Here is a 25,800-nt window from a genome sequence, read left to right as displayed (position 1 = left end):
AATGGCCGAGATCGTTTTAAAAGTGCACCCGAAAGATAATGTTATTGTTGCCCTGAAAGACCTGAAAAAAGGGCAGGTGGTTAACTACGGAGGCGAGGATTTTGTACTGCAGGATGATATTACAGCAAAGCATAAGTTTTTTACACACGATCTTCAGACGGGTGATGAGATCATCATGTATGGGGTATTGGTGGGTAAAGCCCAGGAATTTATTCCCAGGGGCGGTTTAATGACCACGGGCAACACGAAGCATGCAGCCGATCCTTTTGAATATCGTCCGTATCAATATCAATGGACGGCTCCGGATGTTTCAAAATTCAGAGATCGTACGTTCAACGGGTATCATCGCAGCGATGGCCGGGTGGGAACCGCCAATTACTGGCTGTTCATGCCCACCGTTTTCTGCGAAAACCGCAACCTGGATGTGATCCGCGAAGCCCTGCACAATGAGCTGGGGTATGCGGTAACCGACAAGTACAAGAAATATGCGCACCACCTGGTGGCTGCTTTTAAGAATAACGAAGATATCTCAAACCTGAGCCTGAATGCACTGCCTTCCGGCGGAAGCAGCAGCACGGACCGGCTTTTTAAAAATGTTGACGGTATCAAGTTCCTGAACCATCAGGGGGGCTGTGGCGGTACGCGCCAGGATGCCGGTACATTAAGTAAGTTGCTGGCGGCCTATGCCGATCATCCCAATGTGGCCGGGATCACCATCCTGAGCCTCGGTTGTCAGAACCTGCAGACAAAACAGCTGCTGGAGGATATTAAGCTGCGAAACCCATCGTTTGATAAGCCCCTCCTCGTATTTGAACAGCAGCAATCGCAAAGCGAAGAGCAACTGGTGGCCGATGCAATAAAGAAAACTTTTGAAGGACTCATCGAGGCCAATAAGATCGAGCGCGCCCCTGCACCCCTTACTGCGCTGACGGTGGGCGTAAAATGCGGTGGCAGCGATGGTTTCAGCGGTATCAGCGCCAATCCTGCCGTAGGTTATACCAGCGATCTGCTGGCGGCCCTGGGGGCAAAGGTGTTGCTGGCCGAGTTCCCCGAGCTGTGCGGTGCCGAGCAGCAGCTGATCGACCGCACCATTGACGAAGCAGCCGCCCGGAAATTCATTCACCTGATGACGACTTATAATGACCAGGCGCTGAGCGTGGGCTCCGGCTTTTTTATGAACCCTTCCCCCGGAAATATCAAGGATGGTCTGATCACCGATGCCATCAAGAGCACCGGGGCTGCAAAAAAAGGAGGAACATCTCCCGTGGTTGATGTGCTGGATTATACCGAGCCTGCCACCAAACCGGGGCTGAGCCTGGTATGTACGCCGGGGAATGATGTGGAAGCCACCACAGGTAAAGCAGCATCCGGCGCCACCCTGATCCTTTTTACAACGGGGTTGGGCACTCCTACCGGCAACCCGGTTTGTCCCACCATCAAGCTTGCCACCAATACGTCCCTGGCCAACCGGATGAGCGATATTATAGACATCAATACCGGTGGTATTATCGACGGTGAAAAGACTATTGAAGAGATGGGTGCAGAAATATTGGAATATTGTATCAAAGCAGCCAGCGGTGAAGTGATACCCAAGGCGGTACAGTTGAACCAGGATGATTTCATCCCCTGGAAAAGAGGCGTGTCGTTGTAACAACAGTGTATTGCATGACAACAGACGTGATTTGAATAACTATTTTAACGATTAACCGATCAGAACGTGAAACAGTTTTTAGACGATAACTTTTTGCTGGAAACGAAAACGGCAGAGCAGCTTTATCATGACTACGCAAAGCAAATGCCGATCATTGACTACCATTGCCATCTTCCGCCCCAGCAGATCGCAGCGGATGCGCAGTTCAGGAATATAACACAGGCCTGGCTGTATGGCGATCATTATAAATGGCGGGCTATGCGTACCAACGGGATCCATGAGGACTTCATAACGGGGAGCGCATCGGATGAAGATAAATTCCTGAAGTGGGCGGAAACCGTTCCTTACACCATGCGCAATCCACTGTATCATTGGACGCACCTGGAGCTGCAGCGCTATTTTGATATCCGGGAAACGCTGGATGCCGGTAATGGCAAACAGGTGTATGATACTGCTTCAGCAATGATCAGCAGCAGCGCATTCAGTGTAAAGAACCTGTTGCGCAAAATGAATGTAAAAGTGGTATGCACCACAGATGATCCCGCGGACTCACTGGAGTTTCATCAGACAATAAAAGCTGATGGCTTTGAAATACCGGTGTACCCCGCTTTCAGGCCGGACAATGCCATGAATGTATCCTCCCCGGAAATCTTTGCAGCGTATGTTGCCCGGCTCGAAGCTGCTTCCAATGTGGAGGTAAAGAACCTGGATTCCTATCTCCGGGCGCTTAAGAGCCGGCATGATTTCTTTGCGGAAATGGGCTGCTCGGTATCGGATCATGGGCTGGAGCATATTCATGCAGCCGATTATACAGAAGCGGGCGTCAGCGCTGCTTTTGATAAGATCCGGGCCGGAAAGCACCTGTCTGCAGAAGAGCAGGAGCAATTCCGTTCGGCGATGCTGGTTTGGTTTGCGGAATGGGATCATGAAAAAGGGTGGGTACAGCAATACCATCTGGGCGCATTGCGGAATAACAATGCCCGCCTGCTCGAAAAACTAGGTCCCGATACAGGCTGGGATTCCATTGGGGATTTTTCCCAGGGAAGAGCCCTTTCCAAATTCCTGAACGGACTGGATAAGAACGACCGGCTGGCCAAAACGATCCTGTACAACCTGAACCCTTCCGATAATGAACTCTTTGCTACGATGACCGGCAATTTTAACGACGGTACGGCAGTGGGAAAAGTACAATGGGGCTCGGGCTGGTGGTTCCTCGATCAGAAGGATGGAATGATCGACCAGATGAATACGCTTTCCAATATGGGGCTGATCAGCCGTTTTGTGGGCATGCTGACAGATTCAAGAAGCTTTCTTTCTTTTCCCAGGCACGAATACTTCCGGAGAATACTGTGTAATTTGTTTGGAAACGATATTGAAAATGGCGAACTTCCCGCCGACATCAGATGGGTAGGTAAGCTCATACAGGATATTTGCTTCAACAATGCAAATGAGTATTTTGGATTTGGAGCAAAGTAGCAAATAATCAATAGTGAACAGGGGATGCCCCGGACCACTAAACGATCAATAATAAACAATTAGCATTAAGATGTTTGATCTTTCAGGTAAAACGGCCCTGATCACGGGCGGGAATAAGGGAATCGGAAAGGGGATGGCCATTGGACTGGCAAAGGCCGGTGCCGATATTATCGTGGCAGCCCGTTCTGTTGAGGCAGGGTCCGGAGTGGAAGCAGAGGTAAAGCAATTGGGCCGCAATTTTAAACATTATAAACTGGATGCGGCAGACCGGGGTAGCGTATACACATTTGTACAGCAGGTACTGGCTGAAAATGAGCGGATCGACGTACTGGTGAACAATGCCGGCACCATTATGCGCAAACCGGCTGCAGAGCACCCGGACGAATACTGGGATAATGTACTGACGATAAACCTCGATACGCCTTTTATACTGGCGCGTGAGTTTGGAAAGCATATGATTGAAAAAGGGTCCGGGAAAATTATTTTTACCTGCTCACTGCTGAGCTTCCAGGGAGGGATCAATGTGCCCGGTTACGCGGCCAGTAAAGGTGCGCTGAGCAGCCTGGTAAAAGCCCTGGCGAATGAATGGGCTTCAAAAGGCGTTAATGTGAACGGTATTGCGCCGGGTTATATCGCAACCGATAATACACAGGCCTTGCGCGAAGATACAGACCGCAGTAGGTCGATCCTGGACCGGATACCGGCCGGCCGATGGGGAATACCGGAAGATTTTGCCGGGCCCGCTGTTTTTTTGGCCTCCGAAGCGGGCAGTTATGTGCACGGGACCATCCTTACAGTAGATGGAGGCTGGATGGGCCGGTAGAACAGGGAACAAGAAATCAGAAATATCAAATTAAAAATCAGTAATGGAAATAAGGTACGAACACAGTCCGCAGGAAACAAAAGGGATGACCACAGAACAGCTGCGGGAAAGTTTTCTGGTAGAAGACCTGATGAAGGCCGACAGGTTGACGTTGGTTTATAGTTTCTATGATCGCCTGATCGTAGGGGGAGTAAAGCCGGTGACAAAGGCTGTGCCGCTGAAAAATGAAGAAGAGCTGAAGGCAGGTTTTTTCCTGCAACGCAGGGAAATGGGGGTTATTAATGTAGGCGGTAAAGGGACCATCACCGTTGATGGCCAGAAATTTTCCCTCGATAAACTGGATTGCCTGTATATCGGGCGCGGTTCCAAAAAAGTAAGTTTCAGCAGCAGCGGGAAAAAAGACCCGGCTGTATTCTACATCTTATCGGCGCCGGCACACCAGGACTATCCCACTACCAAGTATACCAAGGAGCAGGCGGCACCGGTAACATTGGGTGATATTGCCACGTCCAACAAACGCACAATTTATAAATATATTCATGAGGAGGGCATCCAGAGCTGCCAGCTGGTAATGGGGTTAACAGTGCTGGAAACCGGAAGTGTGTGGAACTCCGTTCCGCCGCATACGCATACCCGCAGAACCGAGATCTATTTTTATTTTGATCTGCCGGAAGAACAGCGCCTGTTTCATATGATGGGCCAGCCACAGCAAACCCGTCACATCATTATGAAGAACCAGGAAGCCGTTATTTCTCCGCCCTGGAGCATGCACTTCGGCTGCGGTACCTCCAATTACGGATTCATCTGGGGTATGGCCGGCGAAAACAAACAGTATACGGATATGGATCCGGCACCCATAGCTACCTTGTTATAAAAAGTATCGTGATCATCAACCAGGATATAACAGAAAATCTGTTTCCGGAAGCGAAGCCGGCAGCCCCCTTTTTTGTAAGGAGGGCAACGGTATGGAAAATGACGGGCATAGCCGTTGCACTGACAGTGCTCCTGTATTTTTTAACCACTGCAACAATGGATGAACAGATCACGGATCTTTATGATCGCGCTGCTGGAGCCGGTCAAATGAAAAAGGATCTGTTGTTGTTCCTTATGCTGGGGGTTCCGGTCTTAGGTTTTGCGCTCAGTTTGCCGGTAAGTTTTTTACCCTATAAAAAAGCGCGTTACCCAAAGAAGTACGTTCCTTTTGCAGTGATGGCCATATTGGGGATCCAGTTTTTTTTGATGGCGATACGCCTGATCAATCTTTTAATTCTAACAAACAAAAAATAGAGAATATTATTATGTCGAAGAAAGTTGTTACACTGGGCGAAATCATGTTGCGCTTATCCACTCCGGGTTTTGAGCGTTTTGTTCAGGCAGATTCTTTTGATGTTACCTATGGCGGCGGTGAAGCCAATGTGGCTGTAGCGCTCTCCAACTACGGACTGGATGGCTCTTTTGTTTCAAAAGTTCCGGACAACGCCATTGGTCAGGCGGCCATCAATCATTTGCGCCGCTATGGGGTAAATACCGGTTTTGTAGCACGGGGGGGTGACCGTTTGGGGATCTATTTCCTGGAAACAGGGGCGTCTATGCGGGCTTCGCAGGTGATCTATGACCGTGCCGGTGCCGCCATCGCAGATGCAGATGCAAGCGAATTTGATTTTGATAAAATACTGGAAGGTGCAGACTGGTTTCATACAACCGGCATTACTCCCGCGTTGAGCGACAAAGCAGCCGCTTTGACCGAGGCGGCGCTGAAAGCGGCAAAGGCAAAGGGGATCACCACCAGCATTGATCTGAATTACCGTAAGAAATTGTGGAGCAAAGAAAAAGCCCGTGAAGTGATGAGCGGGCTCTGCAAATACGTGGATGTTTGTATCGGTAATGAAGAAGATGCGGAAACCACACTGGGCTTTAAAGCTGCGGATACCGATATTACAAAAGGAGAACTGAATCTCGAAGGCTACAAAGATGTGATCCGCCAGATGAAAGAAAAGTTCAACTTTAAATACATTGCTTCTTCCCTCCGGGAAAGCTACAGTGCCAGCGATAACGGCTGGAGCGCACTGGTAAGCGACGGTACGGAATTTTATCATACCCGCAAGTACGATGTGCGGATTGTAGACCGTGTGGGAAGCGGAGACAGCTTTGCCAGCGGATTGATCTATGGCCTCGTAACCGGTATGAGCATGGCCGATGCTGCAGAATTTGGCGTAGCGGCATCTGCATTAAAACATACCATTCCGGGAGACCTGAACCATGCCACGTTGAGTGACGTAAAAACGCTGATGAAGGGCGATGCCAGCGGTCGTGTACAGCGCTAAACGCTGCGACGCCCGGGGCTGACAACAGACCTGATTGATGACGACAATAAGAACGATACAACGGTTGCTGCTTTGTTTTATGCTGTGCGTTTTTTGTACAGGGCCGGCAGCGGCGCAGCATCCCGTGCGGCTTGCGATAGCAGGCATCACGCATGGGCATAGCGATTGGATCTATAACCGGAAGCTGAAAGGCGATATCGAGATCGTTGGCATTTACGAAACAAATACGGACCGGATCCGTGAGTTCCGGGAACGGTATCAATTGCCGGCAGCTCTTTTTTTTTCGGATCTGGGCCGGATGCTGGATCAGGTAAAACCTGCCGGCGTTATGGCTTTTGGCCCCATCAATGAACATATTGCGGTGGTACGGTCTGCTGCGCCACGCAGGATACATGTGATGGTGGAAAAGCCGCTGGCCACCAGCTATAAAGATGCCCTGGAAATAGAAAGCCTGGCAAAACGATATGGGATCAGGGTGCTCACGAATTTTGAAACCTCGTGGTATTCCAGCAACCAGTATGTGAAGAGTTGTTACCAGGAAGGAAAACTGGGCCGGCTGCGTAAGGTTTTGGTGAATGACGGTCATGAAGGCCCCTGGGCTATGAACCGGCATTTTGTTTCCTGGCTTACCGATCCGGTAAAGAACGGAGGAGGTGCGCTTACCGATTTTGGCTGTTATGGCGCCAATCTCATGACCTGGTTAATGGATGGGCAGCGTCCCTTGTCGGTAACGGCCATCACCCATCAAAACCGACCGGACCGGTATCCGAAGGTAGAAGACGAGGCCACCATCATCCTGCAGTACCCGGAAACACAGTGTGTGATCCAGGCCTCATGGAGCTGGACTTTCAGCCGCAAGGACCTGGAAGCATACGGCACAAAGGGATATGTTATTGCAGCGGACCGAACAACGGTTAAAAGCCGTTTTGATGGTGCACTGCCCGAAACCACCCGGGTACTGGAGCCCCGTCCGGCGCCGTTTGAAGATCCCTTTGCGGTTTTTGCCGGTGTGATACGAGGGGTATTGAAACAGGAGCCTGATGACTTATACGGGCTCCCGGTAAATATAACAACGGTTGAGATCCTGGATGCGGCCCGGGCATCGGCAAAGAGCGGTAAAACAATATATTTAAAGCCCCGGTTGGCAGCTGCACAAACCGGGAACGCAGAGAACAGATAAAATAAACAAACCTTATGGTAATTGATACGGTAAATAATGCACAACGTTACGAGTTGCTGCATCCATTATTTAAAAAAGCACTGGACTATATCCGGCAAACAGATCTCTTAAACACCCCCGCAGGTACCTACACTATTGAAGAGAACGCGGTAAAGGCGATTGTATCAGAAGCTTCCGGTAAAAAAGCGGAGGTTTCTCTGGAAAAATTTGAGTGTCATAACCAGTTTATCGACATCCAGTATGTGATCAGCGGTATGGAGCAAATGGGCTGGAAGCCGCGCGGGGATTGCCATGCGCCCAACGGGGATTATAACCCTGAAAAAGACGTACAGTTCTACAATGACCGACCCGACACTTTTTTTACATTGAGCCCTGGCCAGTTTGTTATTTTTTTCCCGGAAGATGTGCATGCGCCAATGATCGGTGAGGGCATCATTAAAAAATTAGTAATGAAAATAAAATTATAAGAATGGCCGTACAACAAACAATCGACACGATTATAGCGCAGGGGATGCTGCCCTTATATTTTAATGCGGACGAGGCCGTAAGTACAGAGGTTTTACGCGCCTTATATAAAGCAGGAGTTAAAGCTGTTGAATATACCAATCGGGGAGCAGCGGCGTTTAGTAACTTTAAAAAGCTGGTGGCGGTCCGCGACCAGGAAATGCAGGGGCTGCTGCTGGGTATCGGAACCGTAAAGAACCTGCAGGATACCAAAGAATACCTGGAAGCCGGGGCTGATTTTTTTGTAAGCCCGGGCTTTGTTCCGGAAATCGCGGCGTTTGCTGCCGAAAAAGAAATTTTCTATGCACCGGGTTGTATGACGCCTACAGAGATCATCGCCGCAGAAAATGCGGGGGTACGCTTCATTAAATTGTTCCCGGGTGATATGCTGGGGCCAAAATACCTCGGTACTATTAAAGATATTTTTCCAAAATTATTGTTTATGCCTACCGGCGGGGTAGATGCCACTGAGGAAAGCATTGAAGGCTGGTTTAAAGCCGGTGTTTGTGCGGTGGGTATGGGCAGTAAGCTGGTGAGCAAACAGTTAATGGCCGCCGGGGACTATACCGCCATTGAGCAGATGACAGCGACCGTTCTAAACATGATCCAATCAATAAAAAGTAAATAAGCATGCAAAAAGCCATAGGAAAATACAGGTGGACGATCTGCGGATTGTTATTCTTTGCGACAACGGTCAACTATCTGGACCGGCAGGTACTAAGCTTACTGGCGCCGGAGCTTACACGTGAGTTTGGGTGGAGCAATACCGACTACGGAAATATAACAGCGGTATTCCAGTTTGTATATGCGTTGTCCATGTTATTTGCCGGACGTATCGTAGACAAACTGGGAACGAAATGGGGCTATGCCTGGGCGCTCATCATCTGGTCGGTTGGCGCCATTATGCATGCCGAAGCTGTAAATATCGGTCATGCATCCAATACAGTACTGGGATGGTTTGGCATTGCAGCAGTACCGGTTTCCATCATCGGGTTTATGATGGCCCGGGCAGTACTGGGGTTTGGAGAGGCCGGTAACTTCCCGGCTGCCATTAAAGCAACCGCAGAGTACTTTCCCAAAAAAGAACGCTCCCTGGCTACCGGCATCTTTAATTCCGGTACCAACCTGGGCGCGATCCTGGCCCCGCTGACCGTGCCCTGGATCGCAGGTCACTGGGGCTGGGAGTCTACATTTATTATCATTGGGGCCATTGGCTTTATCTGGCTGCTGTTCTGGTTCTACTATTACGACATTCCGGAAAAGCAAAAGCGGTTGTCGAAAGAAGAGCTGGCCTATATCCAGAGCGATGTGGATGAAAATGTGAACCCCGCTGCGGTGCCAGGTGCCAAGGTGCCCTGGTTCAAACTGTTGGGGTATAAACAAACCTGGTCTTTTGCCATCGGTAAATTCCTGACAGACGGAGTATGGTGGTTTTATTTATTCTGGCTGCCCAAATACCTGGCAGTGCAGTATGGATTAGAAGGTACTGACCTGGCTTTTCCGCTGTTTGTTTTATACAGCATGACGATGGTGGGCAGTATTGGCGGCGGATGGTTCCCTATGTATTTTATCAAAAAGGGATACCATGCTTATGATGGACGGATGCGTGCTATGATCCTGATCGCATTGTTTCCATTGCTGGTGTTGCTCGCTCAGCCCCTGGGGCATATCAGTTACTGGGTACCGGTATTGCTGATCGGTGTCGGAGCCTCTGCGCATCAGGCATGGAGCGCCAATATCTTTACAACCGTTTCGGACATGTTCCCCAAGAAAACGGTAGCTTCCGTTACGGGTATCGGCGGTATGGCCGGGGGGATCGGCGGTGTGGTGGTTTCACTGGTGAGCGGAAAACTGTTTGATTATTATAAGGGGCTGGGGCATATTGAAACCGGCTATTCCATCATCTTTGGCTTTTGCGCTATTGCTTACCTGGTGGCATGGGTCATTATGAAATCATTGGTACCTAAATACAAGCCCATTACGGACCTGTAGTATATAAAAATAAAATCGATCCATAACAGACTCCCGGTTCACTTTCCGGGAGTTTTTTGTTGCAGGTCAGCATTCATTTTTAAGGCTCATTTAATGACTTCACTATCTTTAATGCCTTTTGAGCGCTGGCTTACTGAAACAACTTCCATTCCTTCCTGACGCAAGGTTTGAATGATAAAAGAATGAATATTTTCATCAGCCAAAATGATCATGCAACCGCAATGATAGTTTCGTTAGAAATGACATCCGAAGCATAGGCCAGGACGGCCAAAATATCTTCCTGTTTAAGTGAAGGGTAAGCTTCCAGTAATTGAGGAATCGTAGCGCCTTCTGCCAGTTTTTGTAGGATCAGTTCTACTGTAAGTCTGGTGCCTTTTATGACAGGTTTTCCGAGCATAACCGAAGCGTTAGATTCTATGTATTTCTTATAATCCATTCTATAGATGCTTTTTTGCACTATAAAATTACATAAAATGAATTTATTTGTCGATAAAGCCCTTTCTTGTATCGGGCAAACGCATTTCATTTTAGCAATGATTGATTTAGGGGGAGGATGTGGTTATTGCAATTGTGCCACGTGGATAAACGGGACTCTGCAAGTGCCCTTGGGTTTGATGCTGACAAATTTCACGCGGCGCGCTCCTATAAGTTCCGAAATTACTGATAAACAAGTTTTTACAAATACAGGCACTTACAATTGTTTGAACGTGATATTCCTACTCATTTTCACCTCAATTAGGTACGTTTGCCATGGTTTCTTTTGTATATATGAAGGGCGTAAATTATGATTGATTCCTGATGTTTCCATAACAATATCGGAGGCCGGTTTATCTGCAGGCCGGAATTAACGATAAATATCCTCGATCTCCTTCCTGAACTTTTCGAGGATCACCTTTCGCTTCAGGCTGAGCTTGGGAGTCATTTCACCGGTGTCCACGCTCCACTCCTGCGGAAGCAATGCAAATTTCTTGATCTGCTCGATATGGTTGAAGTTGGTGTTGTGATGATCAATGACCGAGCGGAAGAGGTCCTGCACTTTCGGGTTTTTTGCGATCTCCTCATTGCTGCCGATTTCAATTTTCTGTTCCTGCATCCAGTCCTTTACAGCATAGAAAGAGGGAACGATCAGGGCGCTTACAAACTTTTTATCATTACCCACGACCATGATCTGTTCAATAAACTTGCTTTCCTTCATTTTGTTTTCGATCGGTTGCGGGGCCACATATTTACCGCCACTGGTTTTAAATAGTTCCTTTTTACGATCAGTGATTTTCAGGTAGCGCCCCCCGATCCACTCGCCAATATCACCTGTGCAGAGCCACCCGTCTTTGATCACCTCGGCAGTTAATTCCGGGTGCTTATAGTACCCCTGCATTACGCAGCAGCTTTTGGCAAGTATTTCCCCGTCTTCTGCAAGTTGGACCTCTATTCCTTCAATTGCGGGACCAACGGCTCCTATGTAGTTGTCTTTTTTGCGGTTAACGCAGATCACCGGGCTGTGTTCCGTGGGCCCGTATCCTTCAAAAACAGGGATCCCCGCCGCGTTAAAAATACGCAACAGTTTTTCGGGGGCTGCGGCTCCGCCGGTTATAATGAATTTAATATTTCCACCCAGGGCCTCGCGCCATTTGCTGAACACCAGCTTCCGGGCTATAGTAAGCTTCCAGTTATAAAAAGCCCCCCTGTTGATCCGGTTGTCATAATGGGTACCCATGTTAACGCTCCAGTAAAAAAGGGCTTTTTTTATGCCGGTCAGCTCCTTGCCTTTAAGCATGATCTTTTCGTATACCTTTTCCAGCAGCCGCGGAACGGTCGTAAAACCATCGGGTTTGATCTCCCTCAGGTTATCGGCAATGGTCTCCAGGCTTTCTGCATAATAGATGCCGATGCCGCTGAAAAGATAGATATAGGTGATCGCTTTTTCGAAGATATGATTGAGCGGTAAAAAACTTAATGCCCTGGTCTGGGGCTGGTCTTCAAACGGAAAACTGGCCTTTGAAAAATAGACATTACTTACAATGTTCTCATGGCTCAGCATAACGCCCTTGGGGGTTCCGGTAGTGCCCGAAGTATAAATAATGGTGGCCGTATGCCGGGGACTGATCGTTGCTTTAACAGCGGCCAGCTGTGCTTCGGATGCTTCTGTAAGCGGCACAAAGAGTTCGGAATAATGAGGGGCCCCTTCAACCCGGTCAAAGGTGTAGATGCCCTGCAGGAAGTCGCTTTTGATTGAGCGCACTTTCTCCAGCAATTCCTGGTTGCTTACAAATATGAATTTTGCCTGCGATTCATTGAGGATAAATTCCAGCTCATGCGGGTTGGTGGTTGGGTAAATCGGGATCAGTATGGCGCCCGTTTGCTGTACCGCAAGATCGGTGAATACCCACTCCGGCCGGTTCTGGCTGATGATCGCGATCTTATCACTTTCTTCCGCAGACAGATCTTTGCCGCTGACACCTTTGGCGATAAGCCCCAGCGACAGCTGGTTTACCGTGCTGCCCACTTCTTCTGTGGAAAAAGACTTCCAGGTGCCATTGATCTTTGCATTAAGCATGTCCGGTTTTGGAAACTGCTTTAGCTGATGGGGAATTGCGTCAAACAATCTGTAAGCAGGAAAATTCATTCGTTATAATTTAAAGTTCCAACCTACAATTTAATAAAAATCTGCTAAATAAAAAACCACTTCGATGAGGAAGTGGTTTTTATTATTTCAGACAGAAAGATTATTTCCGGTTCGAATAAACCTGCCCGGCCGGCATTTTAAAGATCCTGGATTTGTGAAATTCCGTAAACTTATCATAAACCGCTTTGTTGCTGCTGGCCCATGTTTCAAAAGCAGACTGGTTATTAGCCGGTCCAAACATCCACTGGTTGTAGGCATCAAAAATACCATCGCGCATCAGCTGCTGATGGTACTCAAATAACCGGTAGGGGAATTTCTTATTGTAGTTGTTGATCCAGTCCAGGACAAAACGGGTGCGGATCATGGCCAGTGTTTCGGGGGTAAGCCCCTGTGCGGTGATACCTGATTGGCGGGCAAAGGTTTCCAGAACCGCTTTGGCAAATTCATTTTTTGTGTTGGACGCCATTTGTGAAAGATTGCCGGAGAACAGGTCTTTATAAGCATCCAGTACCATTTTTTTGATATTGGCGGATTTGGGGTTCAGGCTTTCCATATTGGCATAGATCTCTCCATACAGGATCGCCCAGATCTTTCCTTCGGGCTGCTTAAAATAATAAATGGCAGCGTTGTAATAATTTCCGCTATAGGAGGGCGCCATTTCCATGCCTTTTTCCCACATGCTGATGGCAGCCGATCCGTTTTTCATAACTTCCAGCACTTCGCCATATTCGCTGTAAAGCGGCCCCTGTTTAGGAAACTTTTCAATAGCGTTCTTATAGATCTTTTCCGCTTCCTTGCCGTTATCGGTACCCCGGTAAAGCGTGCCTGCAAGCTGGTAGGTTGCTACATCGGCTTTTTCGGATGCGAGCAGCGGCTTAACAATCTCCAGCCCCTTGGTGTAATCCTTTTTATAATAATAGGCAAGAGCCAGGTCCTTCTGAACATCTATATTGTTCTTATCTGTTTGCGCAGCTTTATTCAACACCAGAACGGCGTTCTCCATATCTCCGGACATCATAAATTTCCGGGCATTTTCGCGCATGGTTGCGATCTGGTCCTGCCCGAATGCCATAACGGTTCCCATTAAAAAAAGGCCCGCGGTAAAGATTTGCTTCATTTTCTATTTTTTAAGTAACTGATTAACAGTGTATTTTACTGCTTTTCTGCATATTTAGCAAAAAATAAGCCGAAAGCGCTCTTACAGGACGTAAAAATAGCGCAAAGGGTGGTAGTTGTGTGCTTTTATTTTTTAATATTCTCCTAAAGGATCGAAGTTCTTATACCGTTCTATAATTGTCATTATGAACGCTTGCAAATGTTTTAAGGCTGTCGCCTTTGATATGTGCGAATATAGTAGACGATCCCCCGTGCACTAAAAAAGCATCTATGCAATCAAGTTCAGGGTTATAACGCATATTCGGATAGTCTTCAGCGTTGACAATGGACACTAATTGTTTTGCCTGGAATCATAAATAAAAAGCCTTTAAACAGATAAACCTGATGTCTGTGGCCATTTGGAAGAATTTCCCCTGTTTCAATAACCGGTATCCCGTTAAACCAGGCGTCTTTCATATAGATGGTTTGGCCCGACTTTCCGTTTACCACATTGTTCTTTAGTGTTAGGTTGTCATTGGGGAGGCCAACGATCCGGTATGTATAGGTCTGGCCATCGGTATGCGTAAAAATGATGATGTCTCCATAATCCGGAGTCTTATTTTTATATGCCTTTGTATCGGCCACAACAAAATCCCCTTGCCGGACCGTCGGTTCATTTGGATCGGAGGGGATTTTAAAGCTTTGTATCCCTATAACCGCGCTGGTGTCATAAAAAAACAATGCTGTAAGTGCAATGGCTATAAGTGCCAGATAGCAGTACCATGTATTATATGGCTTCAGCACATACGCTTTCTGGCGCCGGACATGCTTTATTCCGTCTATAATGATGTATATTCTTAATGCCAGGAGCAAGACCACTAAACTCAATAGTCCATAAAAGAACAGTGCCCGGCCGGTAATGCCGAACAGGAATAGAATGCCAGCCATCCGCACCCCTGATCAAAATTATATATCCGGGCGGTCATCACGGAAGGGTGTATTGCATGTAAAACCGTGCCCTGGCCTGGAAGGTTGAACGTGGGGCCCTGCCCCCTGGGGAATCAACCACTTTAAACGTAAAGCTAAAGCGCTCATTATATTTAGTGATCCTCTTCAAGGGCCAGGCGCTGACCCGGGGCCGTTACAACAAATGTGTCAGCAACCCATCCCGCAACTTGGGCTCAAACCAGGTGCTTTTGGGAGGCATTACCTGGCCGCTGTCTGCAATGTCGAACAACTGTTGAATGGTAACGGGGTAAAGACTAAAGGCCACTTTCATTTCCCCGCTGTTCACCCGTTTCTCCAGTTCGCCGATACCCCGGATGCCGCCCACAAAATCGATGCGCTTGTCGGTACGCTGGTCTTTAATGCCCAATAATTTATCCAGCACATTTTCTGTAAGGATGGATACGTCCAGGATCCCGATCGGATCTTCGGTATAAGTGTCCGGCCGGCATCTCAGCAGGTACCATTTATGCTCGAGGTACATGCCAAACTCGTGCAGCTGTGCTGGTTTTACCGGATGTTCGGAGGCGGTGATCTCAAAGTCTTCATGCAGGGCTGCAATAAAATCACCGGTGGTATACCCGTTGAGGTCGGTTACAACCCGGTTATAATCGAGGATAGACAGTTCGGCTGCCGGAAAAATAACCGTAAGGAACCAGGCGGCTTCGCTGTTTTGGGGCATGGCCTGGCGCACTTTTGCGGCAGAAGCGGCACGATGGTGCCCGTCTGCAATATAGGTGGCCGGAACTTTTTCCTGAAACAGCCGGGTGATCTGTTCCAGCTCAATATCTTCATCCACCACCCAAACCGTATGCTGAACGCCGTCTTCCGCGGTAAAATCGTATTCCGGTTCATGCCGGTTCTTCCAGCTGCTGATGAGGGCATCCAGTTCGGCTACATTATTACAGGCCAGGAATACTTTGCCCGTTTGGGCTCCTGTTGCCTTCATATGATCAATGCGGTCCTGCTCTTTTTCGGGGCGGGTAAGCTCATGTTTTTTAATAAGATTGTTCTCATAGTCAGCCACTGCGGATGCGGCCACCAGCCCGGTTTGACTGCGGCCGTTCATAATAAGCCGGTAAATATAATAACAGGGCCTGGCCTCTTGAAAAAGGAGCTCTTTTTGCCGGAACGCCTGTAAATTTTCGCTGGCCTTTTTATAAACGGCCGGGCTATGGGTATCGGTACCGGGCGGCAGGTCTACTTCTGCTTTTGTGATATGCAAAAACGAGCAGGGGTTGTTTTTAACGGCCTCCCGGGCTTCGGAGCTGTTTAGTACGTCGTAGGGCCTGGAAGCTACCCTGGAAGCGATTGCTTTTTGCGGGCGCAGGGCAGGAAAAGGTTTGATGATCGACATAACGAATTTAAAGCTGATTTATGATTGCTGGTCTTGTCTGCTGTGTTTACGGGGCAGGCTGCTGCTGTTCCATTTCCACCACTCCGCCGGTTACCGTATACTTCATCGCATCGCCGGGGGATATGGCATCGATCAGCTGTACCCGGTTCCTGGGCAAAATATAGAGTTGCCCCGCAAAGTTGTAAGCCTGCGGCACATATACCCCCACCATATCTGCACCCAGGTTCAATTTGGTCATTTCCTCATCTGTAATAAAACCAACGATCCAGATATCCCGGTCAAAGATGTTGGCCAATACCGGCTTGGTGAATTTTTTTTTATCACCGGCAAAAGCACGAAAAAAATCTTTGATGGAGGTATAAAGCAGCTTGATGCCGGGTGTGCGCTCGAGCCAGTGGTCAAAAAAACTGATCACTGCTTCCATAATGAGCGAAGAGCTGATCCAGCCGATGAACAATACAAACAGGATAATGGTCAAAAAGCCCAGTCCGGGTATGACCATGACCGGGCGCAGCAGGTTGTCGACCCAATTGAAAAGCTGGTACAGGATATAGATCGTGATGGTGATAGGAGCCAGGATGATCAGCCCCTGAAGAAAATAACGGAATAATCTCTTTAGCAGGCGATCTTCTTTTTTATGATGCACGGTAGCCATAATATCCGGCAAAAATAAACGTTTTTGACAGTAAGTTCGGTTGAGTAGCGCTTTTAGGCAGTTCACCGGTAAAAAAGAACCGTTCACCGGTATGGGTAATTGAATAACGCCGTGTGAGGATAACTTCGGTTAAGTTTTTCGGGAAAAAACGTTGGAAACTTTAATAGTTCAAAAAGTTTCCATAGTTTCGCCTGGTAAAATGGAAGACGAAAACGAAAATAAGAGCCACATCCGCAACCAGGCATTACAGCTCTTTATGCAGTATGGTGCGCGCAGTGTAAGCATGGATGATATCGCTTCGGCGGTAGGCAGCAGTAAAAAAACGATCTACCAGTATTATACCGATAAGGATCAGCTGGTAGGGGACGCCATCGAGCAGGTATTGATCGATAACGGCACACACTGCAGAACTTTTCACCAGATCTCTGATAACGCCATACAAGAGGGATTCCTGGCCATTGGACAAACCTCTGAACTCTTCAGGAATATGAACCCTGTATTGATACATGATCTTAAAAAGTATCATCCCAGGGCGTATAAAAGATTTGTCGACTACAAGAACGAGTTTCTTTATGAAATAATCGTGGAAAATATAAAACGGGGTATTGCGGAGGGGCTGTACCGCGATGATTTCAACATCGACATCATTGCACAGTTCCGGGTTGGAAGCATTGACGTTATGTTTATGCCGGAATTTTACGGCCGGCTGCAGGAGGGCCTGTTCCAGGTACAGCTGGAACTGTTCTATTTTTTTCTTCATGGAATGGCCACTGCCAAAGGACAGAAATTGATCGAAAAGTATAAAAAACATAAACCAAAAAATAATTCAGATGCAAAAGATTAGGCTGATGGTGATGGCCATCATGGGGCTGATGATAGCGGGCAGTGGCAATGCGCAGGATAGCACCCATTATTTTACATTGCAGCAGGCATTGGAATATGGTCAACAGCACAATGTGCAGGTAAAAAATGCCCTGTTGGACGTTAACTTACAGGAGCAGGTGAACCGGGAAGTTACGGGTAATGCGCTGCCGCAGATCAATGGAAGGGCCGGGGTTACTGATAACGTGAAGATACCAAAAATGTTTTTTCCCAAGGGAATGGACAATTTTTTTGGGGAAAAGGATGCTCCTCCATTAGCAAAAGATACCTATATCTCTAACCTTTTTTCCGCACCATGGAGCGGCATGGCAGGCGTTGCGCTGTCGCAGCTTCTTTTTGACGGGCAGGTGTTTACCGGCCTGCAGGCGCGGAAAACGCTGATCGATTATAAGAAAAAGGCGTCCGAAGTGACCTTTGAGCAGATCCGGTTGAATATCGCCAAAATCTATTACCAGCTGGTAGTCAGCAAAACGCAGATCGCGCTGATTGATTCAAACCTGGCGCTGGTGCAGAAAAACAGGAATGATACCAAAATTATGTATGATAACGGGTTTGCAGAAAAGCTGGATATCGATAAGCTGGATGTGCAACTGGCAAACCTGCGATCACAGAGAAACCAGGTGTCAAATTCTGTTACCAACGGATACCTGGGATTGAAAGTGTTAATGGGAATGCCGGTGAAGGAAGAACTGGTGCTCACCGATGAGCTGACGGATGAAAAGTTAAAAGAGGGCATCATCGAAGCGGTTACCGAGTTTGATTATAGCCAGAGAAAGGATTTTCAGGCGGCATTGCTGGGCGAAAAACTGGGTGCGCTTGATGTGCAAAGATACCGGTACAGTAAAATTCCCACGGTTTCACTTAGTGGCTCATGGGATTACATGACGCAAACCAACAAAATGGCTAAAATGTTTAACGGAACAGCGGAATGGTACCCTGTCAGCGCAATATCGCTTAACATAAACATTCCTATTTTTAATGGGTTTGCCACGAATGCCCGTATTGCCCAGGCCAAAATTAAACTACAGCAAACCCAGAATCAGATCAGTGCGCTTAAATTAACGATTGACCAGGAACGGGAATCTTCGGTAAATACATTTAAATCAGCGATCACCGATATGGATTACCAGAAGCAGAACATGAAGCTGGCAGAAAATGTGTACCAGCAAACGAAGAAAAAATATGAAATGGGTACCGGCAGCCAGATCGAGATCGACAATGCACGGGTACAGCTGCAATCGGCCCAGACCAACTATTACAATGCCCTGTATAATGCCGTTGTGGCAAAAGTGGACTTCCTGAAGGCCATTGGTAAATTTTAACATCCAAACTATTTAATACTATATTTTATGCACAGCGTTTTAAAAACCACATTGACGATCACTGCTTTTGCACTGGTGCTTTACTCCTGCGGAGGCGGAAAGGAGAAAGGAAAGGCTGGCGATCTGAAAGCCAAAATCGAAAAGCTGAAAGCCGAACAGAAAAAGAACAATGATGAGCTGGCCAAACTGGAGGGAGAGCTGGAGAAGCTGGAGCCCAATACGGTTAGAGCAAAATTTGTAACCATACAACCCATCGGAAGCAATGCCTTTGATCATTACATCGATCTGCAGGGTAAGATCGATGCCAAGAACAGTGCCTATGTGGCCCCTAAGGGAATGGGCGGTGTTGTAAGAGCGCTGTATGTAAAGCAAGGTGATCATGTAGGTAAGGGCCAGGTACTGGCAAAGCTGGATGATGCGGTACAACGGCAACAGGTGATTGCCGCCCAGCAGCAGACCGGGCAGATACAGGCCCAGCTGAAACTGGCTCAGACCACGTATGAGCGCCAGAAAAACCTGTGGGCCAATAATATTGGTGCCGAGATCCAGGTGATCCAGGCAAAGACCAATGTGGATGCATTGACCAGCCAGCTGCGGGCTGCCGAGGCGCAGATCCAGCAGGCGAAGGAACAGCTGGACTATACTAATGTGAGAGCCGACATCAGTGGTGTGGCAGACCAGGTGAATGTAAAAGTGGGAGAGGCTTTTGTAGGAATGGCCGGAGCGGTACCGCAGATCTCCATTGTAAATACATCCGTGCTCAGGCTTGTGGTAAATGTGCCGGAAACCTATATTGATCGTGTAAAAGTGGGCGCGCCTTTAAAGATCACACTGCCGGATGCCGGTGGTAAAGAGTTCTCTGCAAAGGCAAGCGTGGTAAGCAAGCTGATCGATCCTACTACCCGTTCGTTTTATGTAGAAGCCATTGTGCCGCAGGATCCCGCCATCCGGGCCAACCAGCTGGCCAAAGTGCAGATCCAGGACTATAGCTCCGGTGATGCTATTACAGTGCCGGTAAATACCCTCCAGTCTGATGAAGAAGGAAAATTTGTACTGGTGGCCGTAAAAGAAGGTAATAACCTGGTGGCCCGCAAAAAAAGAGTGGTAGCAGGAGAGCTGTACCGCGATAAGCTGGAGATCAAATCCGGGCTCACAAACGGCGATCAGCTGATCACGGAAGGTTTCCAGAGCCTGTACGACGGGCAGGTGGTAACCACCCAGGCTTCAAAATAATTTTCCAGTAAGTAATGCATCTGGCGTTATTGCAAATAATTTAAGTTTATGAGTGCTTTAGAAAATTTTACGGAAAAATTCAAGGAATTCTTTCTTACCAGCTGGGCGGTCAAAAACCGTACAACTGTTTACTTGCTGATATTGATGGTTTCGCTGTTTGGGGTGTATAAGTTTATCTCTACTCCCAAGGAAAGCTTCCCGGATGTGGTGATCCCCAATGTATACATATCTACCATTTATGTTGGAAACTCACCCAAGGATATTGAGAACCTGGTAACCCAGCCCATCGAAAAACAATTGAAGGGAATGACGGGCGTGAAGGTTACAAAAGTGACCAGCAGTTCGTTCCAGGACTATTCATCCATTATGGTGGAATTTGGTTCGGATGAAAAAGTAGAAGTAGCGCTGCAAAAGGTAAAGGATGCGATCGATAAGGCCCGGCAGGACCTTCCAACAGACCTTACGCAGGAACCCACCGCGCTGGAAGTGAGCATGTCGGAAATGCCCATCATGTATGTAAACCTGAGCGGCGACATTGACCGGGTACGGCTGAAGGAATATGCCGATAAAATGAAGGATCGTATTGAAGAGCTGCCGCAGATCACCCGGGTAGACCTGGTAGGGGCACCGGAGCGCGAGTTCCAGATAAATGTGGACAATGCAAAAATGCAGGCGGCCGGCATCACGTTTGACGATATTGCCAATGCGGTCAAGTATGAGAATATGGATATCTCCGGCGGCTTGCTGGAGGTGGGCAACATGCGGCGTAACCTGCAATTGAAAGGGCAGTTTAAAACCGCAAGGGATATTGAGGAAGTGATCGTACGCAATAATACCGGTAACCCGATCTACCTGAAGAATATTGCTACGATAAAGGATACGATCAAGGAAACGGATAGCTATGCCCGGCTGGATGGTAAAACCGTATTGACCTTAAATATTGTAAAACGCAGCGGGGAGAACCTTATTGAAACCAGTGATGCCGTAAAAACGATCAGTGAGGATATGAAGAAAACGGTGTTCCCGCAAAACCTGAATGTGACCGTTACCGGGGATCAGAGTATTTCTACCCGCACTTCGTTCAATGACCTGGTTAACTCCATTGTTATCGGGTTCATCCTGGTTTTGATCATCCTGATGTTCTTCATGGGGCTCACCAACGCCTTCTTTGTGGCCTTAAGTGTGCCGCTGAGTATGTTTGTGGCATTTATGTTCATACCCGTGGGAGAAGCCTTCATTGGCACCAATATCACGCTCAATTTTATGGTGCTTTTTGCCTTGTTATTTGGGCTGGGGATCATTGTGGATGATGCTATTGTGGTAATTGAGAATACGCACCGGATCTTTACGGAGGCAAAAGGGCAAATAAGTCCGCAGCGGGCCTCCATGATGGCCGCCGGGGAAGTGTTTGTACCGGTACTGGCAGGAACGCTGACCACCTTGGCGCCCTTTGTGCCGCTTTTGTTCTGGCCGGGGATCATTGGTAAGTTTATGATCTACCTGCCGCTGATGCTGATCTTTACCCTGGCGGCGTCCTTATTTGTTGCCTTCCTTATGAACCCCGTATTTGCGGTAGATTTTATGAATCACCCGGAAAACCCGGAACACAAAAAGAAATCGGATGTATTCCGCTCCAGACCCTTCGTGGTAATGATCATTATCGGGGTGCTTTTTGACCTCATCGGTATACCCATGGGAAAAGGAAGCCTTGCCTTCTTTATCGGTAACCTGTCTCTGTTTATGGCCCTCCTTACGGTGCTGCATACGTATTTCTTCGATGACTGGATCCATAAGTTTCAGAACAAAGCGTTGCCCTGGATCATGGGCCATTATGAAGATCTTCTGAACTGGGCATTAAAAGGCTGGCGGCCTGTTTGGCTGCTGCTGGGAGCGTTTGGTTTGCTGATCCTGTCCTTCATGATGTTTGGTGCATCAGCAGGAGCGGGCCGGACAAAAGTGGTGTTCTTCCCCTCCTCGGATCCCAATTTTATTTATGTATACCTGAAGCTGCCAAGTGGTACGGATGTAAAGTATACGGATTCTATTACGCGCAGCCTGGAAGCCAAGGTAAACCAGGCGCTGGATATGGACCCGGCCAAAGGCAAAAAGAACCCGGTGGTGGAGAGCGTGATCGCTAACGTGGCCGTGGGTGCAGCCGACCCCAACAGCGGAGACAGAAGTACCCGCAGCAACCTGGGACGTATCCAGGTATCATTTGTTGAGTTCGAAAAGCGGCATGGGGTAAGTACAGCGCCCTACCTGACGAAAGTGCGCCAGGCCATTAAAAATATTCCGGGTGCAGAGATCTCCGTGGAGCAGGAAAAGAATGGTCCGCCTACAGACCCGCCCATTAATATTGAAGTGGCCAGCGAGGAATTTGATAACCTGATCCCTACAGCCGTGAACCTAAAGAACTACCTGGATAGTTTGCAGATCCCCGGTGTGGAAGAGCTGAAAATGGATGTGGACCTGAGCAGTCCGGAGGTAACGCTGAAGGTGAACCGGGAGCGGGCTTTGAGTGAGGGCGTTTCTTCTGCCCAGATCGGTATGCAGATCCGGACCGCCCTATTTGGGAACGAAGCCAGCAAGATCAAGAACGGAAAGGATGAATACAAAATATATGTACGCAATACGGAAGTGCAGCGGAAGAACCTGGTAGACCTTTTGAATATGAATGTGGTATTCCGGGATATGGCAACCGGAAAGGTAAAAAGCGTACCGATCAGCTCCGTGGTGGATGTGGATTATACCAATACGCTGGGAAGTGTGCAACGCAAGAACCAGAAGCGGATGATCACCCTGCGCAGTAATGTGCTGGAAGCAGAAGGCTATACGCCCACAGGGGTAAATGCACAGATCAAATCGGCCATTGATAATTTTCATCCGGCCGGCGATGATGTTTCCATTAAGCAAACCGGGGAAGGAGAACAGCAGGCAGAAACCGGGGCCTTCCTTGGAAGAGCGTTGCTGATCGCCCTGGGGCTGATCCTGCTGATACTGGTATGGCAGTTTAACTCCATGAGCAAATCGGTAATCATCTTAACGGAGATCATCTTCAGTATCATCGGAGTGCTGTTAGGGTTTACACTAACCGGTATGGCTGTTTCTGTGGTGATGACGGGTGTGGGGATCCTTGGCCTGGCAGGTATCGTAATCAAGAACGGGATCCTTGTAATTGAGTTTGCGGATGAACTGAGGGCCCGTGGATTAAAAACCCGTGAGGCGGTGATACAGGCCGGTAAAACACGGATCATCCCCGTGTTGCTGACCGCTATGGCGGCGATCATGGCACTGATACCGCTGGCTGTAGGATTTAATATCAACTTTGTGACCATGTTCTCCGAGCTCAATCCGAAGATCTTCTTTGGCGGGGACAATGTGATGTTCTGGAAACCGCTTTCCTGGACTATTATCTTTGGTTTGGCCTTTGCGTTCTTTATGACCCTGGTGATGGTGCCCAGCATGTACCTCATCGCTGAAAGGCTGAAGCGGCCGATGCGTAATACATTTGGAGGCCGTTGGATCTCCTTCCTGGGAATTCCTCCCGCGATCTTCCTGTTTATTCCCCTGATGCTGTATACAATGTTCCGCCAAAAAAGAAAAGTAGCCCGCCGGAGAAACAGGCTGGCAGGGCAAAAGGATACCGTAAACGAAGCATATATCGGCAGCTGGTTCTAAAATCCCATTAACCTTGTAATAAAGCAGATACGGCGACTCAATGGGTCGCCGTATTTTTTTTTATTGCATTGTTCTGCGATACTTGAAGCATTGAAGAACAATGCAATAAAAAAAGCTCCCGGAAGGGAGCTTTCATATCCGTTATGGAATAAAATTAATAACGATCGCGGTATCCGCCGCCGCCTTTGTTATAGCCGCCGCCGCTTTGGCCAAAGCTTCTTTTCTTGTAGCCACCGCCGCCTGAACCGCCTTCTTTAGGACGGCTTTCGTTTACAACAATGTTGCGGCTGTCTACTTCTGTACCATTTAAAGCTTCGATAGCAGCTTTTGCTTCATCATCGTTGGCCATTTCTACAAAACCAAAGCCTTTGCTACGGTTTGTGAATTTGTCCGATACGATCTTGGCAGAAGTTACTTCCCCATAAGGAGCAAATAGGTTTTGCAGATCCTGGTCCTTCAGGTTCCAGCTAAGGTTTCCTACGTAAATGTTCATTTTGTTTGAATTTTAAAAAATAAAAGAGTGCTAAAACAGTACCAAATTCAATGAACATTAAAAATATTCCGAAACTTTTTTACTGAAAGAACACTGTAATCTATATCAAATATAGGCTAATTTCTTGGCTGCCCAATTTTTTTTAAAGGAAATAACAAAAAAAACACACCAGGGGTGTGTTTTTGAAAATGGTAAAAGGATGGTATTACTCGGCAACCACTTCAAATTCAACTTCGGTGCTGTGTCCGCCGCCAAAATCGATCGTAGCTTTATAAGTTCCCAGTTCTTTGATATCTTCAGTAATGTGGATCTTCTTACGGTCAATTTCATAACCTTTTTGCTCGCGGATAGCCCGGCTCAGCTGCAGGTTGGTAACACTTCCGAAGATCTTGCCGCTGGTTCCTGTTTTAGCGCCCAGTTTTAAAGGTGCCGCATTCAGTTTTGCAATAACGCTGTTGATCTCTGCCAGCATCGCTTCTTCTTTCTTGCGGGCCTGTTTCAGGCGCTCTTCCAGCTGCTTTTTGTTGCTGTTGTTGTTTTCAACAGCTAATTTACGGGGGATCAGGTAGTTACGGGCATATCCGTTCTTAACGCTCACAACTTCGTTGGCAGCGCCCAGATTGTCCACATCCTGGATCAGAATTATTTCCATGATATTGTTTGCCTGCAAACCGCAGGCGGGTTTTAGCTCCCGGAGCCCAATCGGTGATTGTGACTGTCTGGCGCAGCAGCGCCATTAGGGATGGTTACTAATTTAAAGTGAACAGGCAATAGGGAATGGTCTGTTCACGATTCCCTATTGCGCATTGCCTATTTTAAAAGATCGGTTACATAAGGTAACAAAGCCATCTGGCGGGCTTTTTTCACCGCGTCGGAAACCCGGCGCTGAAACTTCAGGCTGTTTCCGGTTAAGCGGCGGGGCAGTAATTTACCCTGCTCGTTCAGGAACTTTTTCAGGAACTCTACGTCTTTATAATCTACGTAGCGGATGCCATATTTTTTAAAGCGACAAAACTTCTTAACACGCTTGTCGGTTTTAATGGCGGTCAGGTATTTGATTTCATTCTTTGCCATAACTTAAGCCTCCACTGCTTTTTCGGTTCCTGTTTTAACGCCACTGTTCTTTTTTGCATTATACTCAACGGCGAATTTATCGAGTTTAGTGCAGAGATGACGAAGCACTGCTTCATCACGCAGAAGCTGTATTTTCAGCTTCTCATTGAAGTCGGATGGCGCAGTATATTCCAGTACCCAGTACAAGCCTGTAGTTTTTTTCTGGATCGGATACGCCAGTGATTTCAGTCCCCAGGGGTTTTCGTGTACGATAGAGCCACCTGCTTCAGTTACCATACCGGCAAATTTCTTCTGAGCAGCTTTAAACTCATCTTCACTTAAAACCGGGGTAAAAATCACCATCAATTCATAATTGTTCATTACCCAATTTGTTTTTAAAAAATAATTAAATAAGCCTTAGGTTGCCCTAAGGGGCTGCAAAGATAGGGATTTT

General features: G+C 47.8%; 25 protein-coding genes. 14 read left to right on the top strand and 11 right to left on the bottom strand.

Annotated features, from left to right (window positions below):
- The first annotated feature begins 1 nt into the window (after position 1).
- The 10 genes from BLS44_RS12850 (at position 2) to BLS44_RS12805 (ending at position 9,950) form a co-directional block, all read left to right on the top strand.
- Complete coding sequence (locus BLS44_RS12850; RefSeq protein WP_090390483.1) at positions 2 to 1,651, top strand: UxaA family hydrolase; 1,650 nt, start codon at positions 2 to 4, stop codon at positions 1,649 to 1,651.
- Between the two features lie 66 nt (positions 1,652 to 1,717).
- On the top strand, positions 1,718 to 3,127 hold the full coding sequence (uxaC, locus tag BLS44_RS12845) for a glucuronate isomerase (RefSeq protein WP_090390482.1): 1,410 nt from the start codon (positions 1,718 to 1,720) through the stop codon (positions 3,125 to 3,127).
- Between the two features lie 70 nt (positions 3,128 to 3,197).
- Complete coding sequence (locus BLS44_RS12840) at positions 3,198 to 3,950, top strand: SDR family NAD(P)-dependent oxidoreductase (protein WP_090390481.1); 753 nt, start codon at positions 3,198 to 3,200, stop codon at positions 3,948 to 3,950.
- A gap of 43 nt (positions 3,951 to 3,993) precedes the next feature.
- A complete protein-coding gene (gene kduI / locus BLS44_RS12835; RefSeq protein ID WP_090390480.1) occupies positions 3,994 to 4,824 on the top strand; it encodes a 5-dehydro-4-deoxy-D-glucuronate isomerase in 831 nt (276 codons plus the stop codon).
- Positions 4,825 to 4,832: 8 nt separating this feature from the next.
- The gene (locus BLS44_RS12830; protein ID WP_090390479.1) at positions 4,833 to 5,237 is read left to right on the top strand and encodes a hypothetical protein; all 405 of its coding nucleotides are present in this window, start codon (positions 4,833 to 4,835) and stop codon (positions 5,235 to 5,237) included.
- 11 nt (positions 5,238 to 5,248) lie between these two features.
- Positions 5,249 to 6,274 (top strand): sugar kinase, encoded by a 1,026-nt coding sequence (locus tag BLS44_RS12825; protein ID WP_090390478.1) that lies wholly within the window; start codon positions 5,249 to 5,251, stop codon positions 6,272 to 6,274.
- A 37-nt stretch (positions 6,275 to 6,311) separates the two neighbouring features.
- Entirely contained in the window at positions 6,312 to 7,454 is a 1,143-nt protein-coding gene (locus BLS44_RS12820) for a Gfo/Idh/MocA family protein (RefSeq protein WP_245729204.1), read from the top strand.
- Between the two features lie 14 nt (positions 7,455 to 7,468).
- Positions 7,469 to 7,921: a NanQ anomerase/TabA/YiaL family protein gene (locus BLS44_RS12815; protein ID WP_090390476.1), complete on the top strand. Its 453-nt coding sequence runs from the start codon at positions 7,469 to 7,471 to the stop codon at positions 7,919 to 7,921.
- 2 nt (positions 7,922 to 7,923) lie between these two features.
- Positions 7,924 to 8,586 carry a bifunctional 4-hydroxy-2-oxoglutarate aldolase/2-dehydro-3-deoxy-phosphogluconate aldolase gene (locus BLS44_RS12810; protein ID WP_090390475.1) on the top strand — a complete coding sequence of 221 codons (663 nt, stop codon included), beginning with the start codon at positions 7,924 to 7,926 and terminating at the stop codon, positions 8,584 to 8,586.
- Positions 8,587 to 8,588: 2 nt separating this feature from the next.
- Entirely contained in the window at positions 8,589 to 9,950 is a 1,362-nt protein-coding gene (locus tag BLS44_RS12805; RefSeq protein ID WP_090390474.1) for an MFS transporter, read from the top strand.
- Between the two features lie 86 nt (positions 9,951 to 10,036).
- Here BLS44_RS12805 and BLS44_RS26550 read toward each other — a convergent pair whose 3' ends face one another.
- From BLS44_RS26550 to BLS44_RS12775, 7 genes are all read right to left on the bottom strand, one after another.
- Complete coding sequence (locus tag BLS44_RS26550; RefSeq protein WP_176954406.1) at positions 10,037 to 10,162, bottom strand: DUF5615 family PIN-like protein; 126 nt, start codon at positions 10,160 to 10,162, stop codon at positions 10,037 to 10,039.
- Positions 10,159 to 10,386: a DUF433 domain-containing protein gene (locus BLS44_RS12800; protein ID WP_090390473.1), complete on the bottom strand. Its 228-nt coding sequence runs from the start codon at positions 10,384 to 10,386 to the stop codon at positions 10,159 to 10,161. The genes BLS44_RS26550 and BLS44_RS12800 overlap by 4 nt, the downstream gene beginning before the upstream one ends.
- A 408-nt stretch (positions 10,387 to 10,794) precedes the next feature.
- Entirely contained in the window at positions 10,795 to 12,573 is a 1,779-nt protein-coding gene (locus BLS44_RS12795) for an AMP-dependent synthetase/ligase (protein ID WP_090390472.1), read from the bottom strand.
- A 100-nt stretch (positions 12,574 to 12,673) separates the two neighbouring features.
- Positions 12,674 to 13,690 (bottom strand): tetratricopeptide repeat protein, encoded by a 1,017-nt coding sequence (locus BLS44_RS12790; protein ID WP_090390471.1) that lies wholly within the window; start codon positions 13,688 to 13,690, stop codon positions 12,674 to 12,676.
- A 311-nt stretch (positions 13,691 to 14,001) separates the two neighbouring features.
- Positions 14,002 to 14,616, bottom strand: coding sequence for a signal peptidase I (gene lepB, locus BLS44_RS12785; protein WP_090390470.1), 615 nt, complete (start codon positions 14,614 to 14,616; stop codon positions 14,002 to 14,004).
- 193 nt (positions 14,617 to 14,809) lie between these two features.
- Positions 14,810 to 16,030 carry a DUF1015 domain-containing protein gene (locus tag BLS44_RS12780; RefSeq protein WP_090390469.1) on the bottom strand — a complete coding sequence of 407 codons (1,221 nt, stop codon included), beginning with the start codon at positions 16,028 to 16,030 and terminating at the stop codon, positions 14,810 to 14,812.
- A gap of 46 nt (positions 16,031 to 16,076) precedes the next feature.
- Positions 16,077 to 16,697 (bottom strand): DUF502 domain-containing protein, encoded by a 621-nt coding sequence (locus BLS44_RS12775; RefSeq protein ID WP_090390468.1) that lies wholly within the window; start codon positions 16,695 to 16,697, stop codon positions 16,077 to 16,079.
- Between the two features lie 187 nt (positions 16,698 to 16,884).
- Here BLS44_RS12775 and BLS44_RS12770 point away from each other — a divergent pair, with 187 nt between their 5' ends.
- The 4 genes from BLS44_RS12770 to BLS44_RS12755 are packed head-to-tail and all read left to right on the top strand — an operon-like array spanning position 16,885 to position 23,800.
- Complete coding sequence (locus tag BLS44_RS12770; RefSeq protein WP_090390467.1) at positions 16,885 to 17,529, top strand: TetR/AcrR family transcriptional regulator; 645 nt, start codon at positions 16,885 to 16,887, stop codon at positions 17,527 to 17,529.
- Positions 17,516 to 18,889 (top strand): TolC family protein, encoded by a 1,374-nt coding sequence (locus BLS44_RS12765; RefSeq protein WP_090390466.1) that lies wholly within the window; start codon positions 17,516 to 17,518, stop codon positions 18,887 to 18,889. Before BLS44_RS12770 ends, BLS44_RS12765 begins: the two co-directional genes overlap by 14 nt.
- 27 nt (positions 18,890 to 18,916) lie before the next feature.
- Positions 18,917 to 20,122, top strand: coding sequence for an efflux RND transporter periplasmic adaptor subunit (locus BLS44_RS12760; protein WP_090390465.1), 1,206 nt, complete (start codon positions 18,917 to 18,919; stop codon positions 20,120 to 20,122).
- 48 nt (positions 20,123 to 20,170) lie between these two features.
- Entirely contained in the window at positions 20,171 to 23,800 is a 3,630-nt protein-coding gene (locus tag BLS44_RS12755; RefSeq protein WP_090390464.1) for an efflux RND transporter permease subunit, read from the top strand.
- Positions 23,801 to 23,954: 154 nt separating this feature from the next.
- On the opposite strand, the gene BLS44_RS12750 is transcribed toward BLS44_RS12755, so the two are convergent.
- The 4 genes from BLS44_RS12750 to rpsF all read right to left on the bottom strand — a co-directional run bounded on the left by BLS44_RS12750 (position 23,955) and on the right by rpsF (position 25,727).
- The gene (locus tag BLS44_RS12750) at positions 23,955 to 24,293 is read right to left on the bottom strand and encodes an RNA recognition motif domain-containing protein (RefSeq protein WP_090390463.1); all 339 of its coding nucleotides are present in this window, start codon (positions 24,291 to 24,293) and stop codon (positions 23,955 to 23,957) included.
- Positions 24,294 to 24,498: 205 nt separating this feature from the next.
- Entirely contained in the window at positions 24,499 to 24,945 is a 447-nt protein-coding gene (gene rplI, locus BLS44_RS12745; protein ID WP_090390462.1) for a 50S ribosomal protein L9, read from the bottom strand.
- Positions 24,946 to 25,103: 158 nt separating this feature from the next.
- A complete protein-coding gene (gene rpsR, locus BLS44_RS12740; RefSeq protein WP_018629905.1) occupies positions 25,104 to 25,367 on the bottom strand; it encodes a 30S ribosomal protein S18 in 264 nt (87 codons plus the stop codon).
- 3 nt (positions 25,368 to 25,370) lie between these two features.
- Entirely contained in the window at positions 25,371 to 25,727 is a 357-nt protein-coding gene (gene rpsF, locus BLS44_RS12735) for a 30S ribosomal protein S6 (protein ID WP_090390461.1), read from the bottom strand.
- Positions 25,728 to 25,800: the final 73 nt, after the last annotated feature.

This window comes from Niabella drilacis, assembly GCF_900101395.1.
Classification (GTDB): Bacteria; Bacteroidota; Bacteroidia; order Chitinophagales; family Chitinophagaceae; genus Niabella; species Niabella drilacis.
The sequence above is the reverse complement of the archived record's forward strand: the minus strand, read 5'-3'. Positions and strand labels throughout refer to the sequence as shown.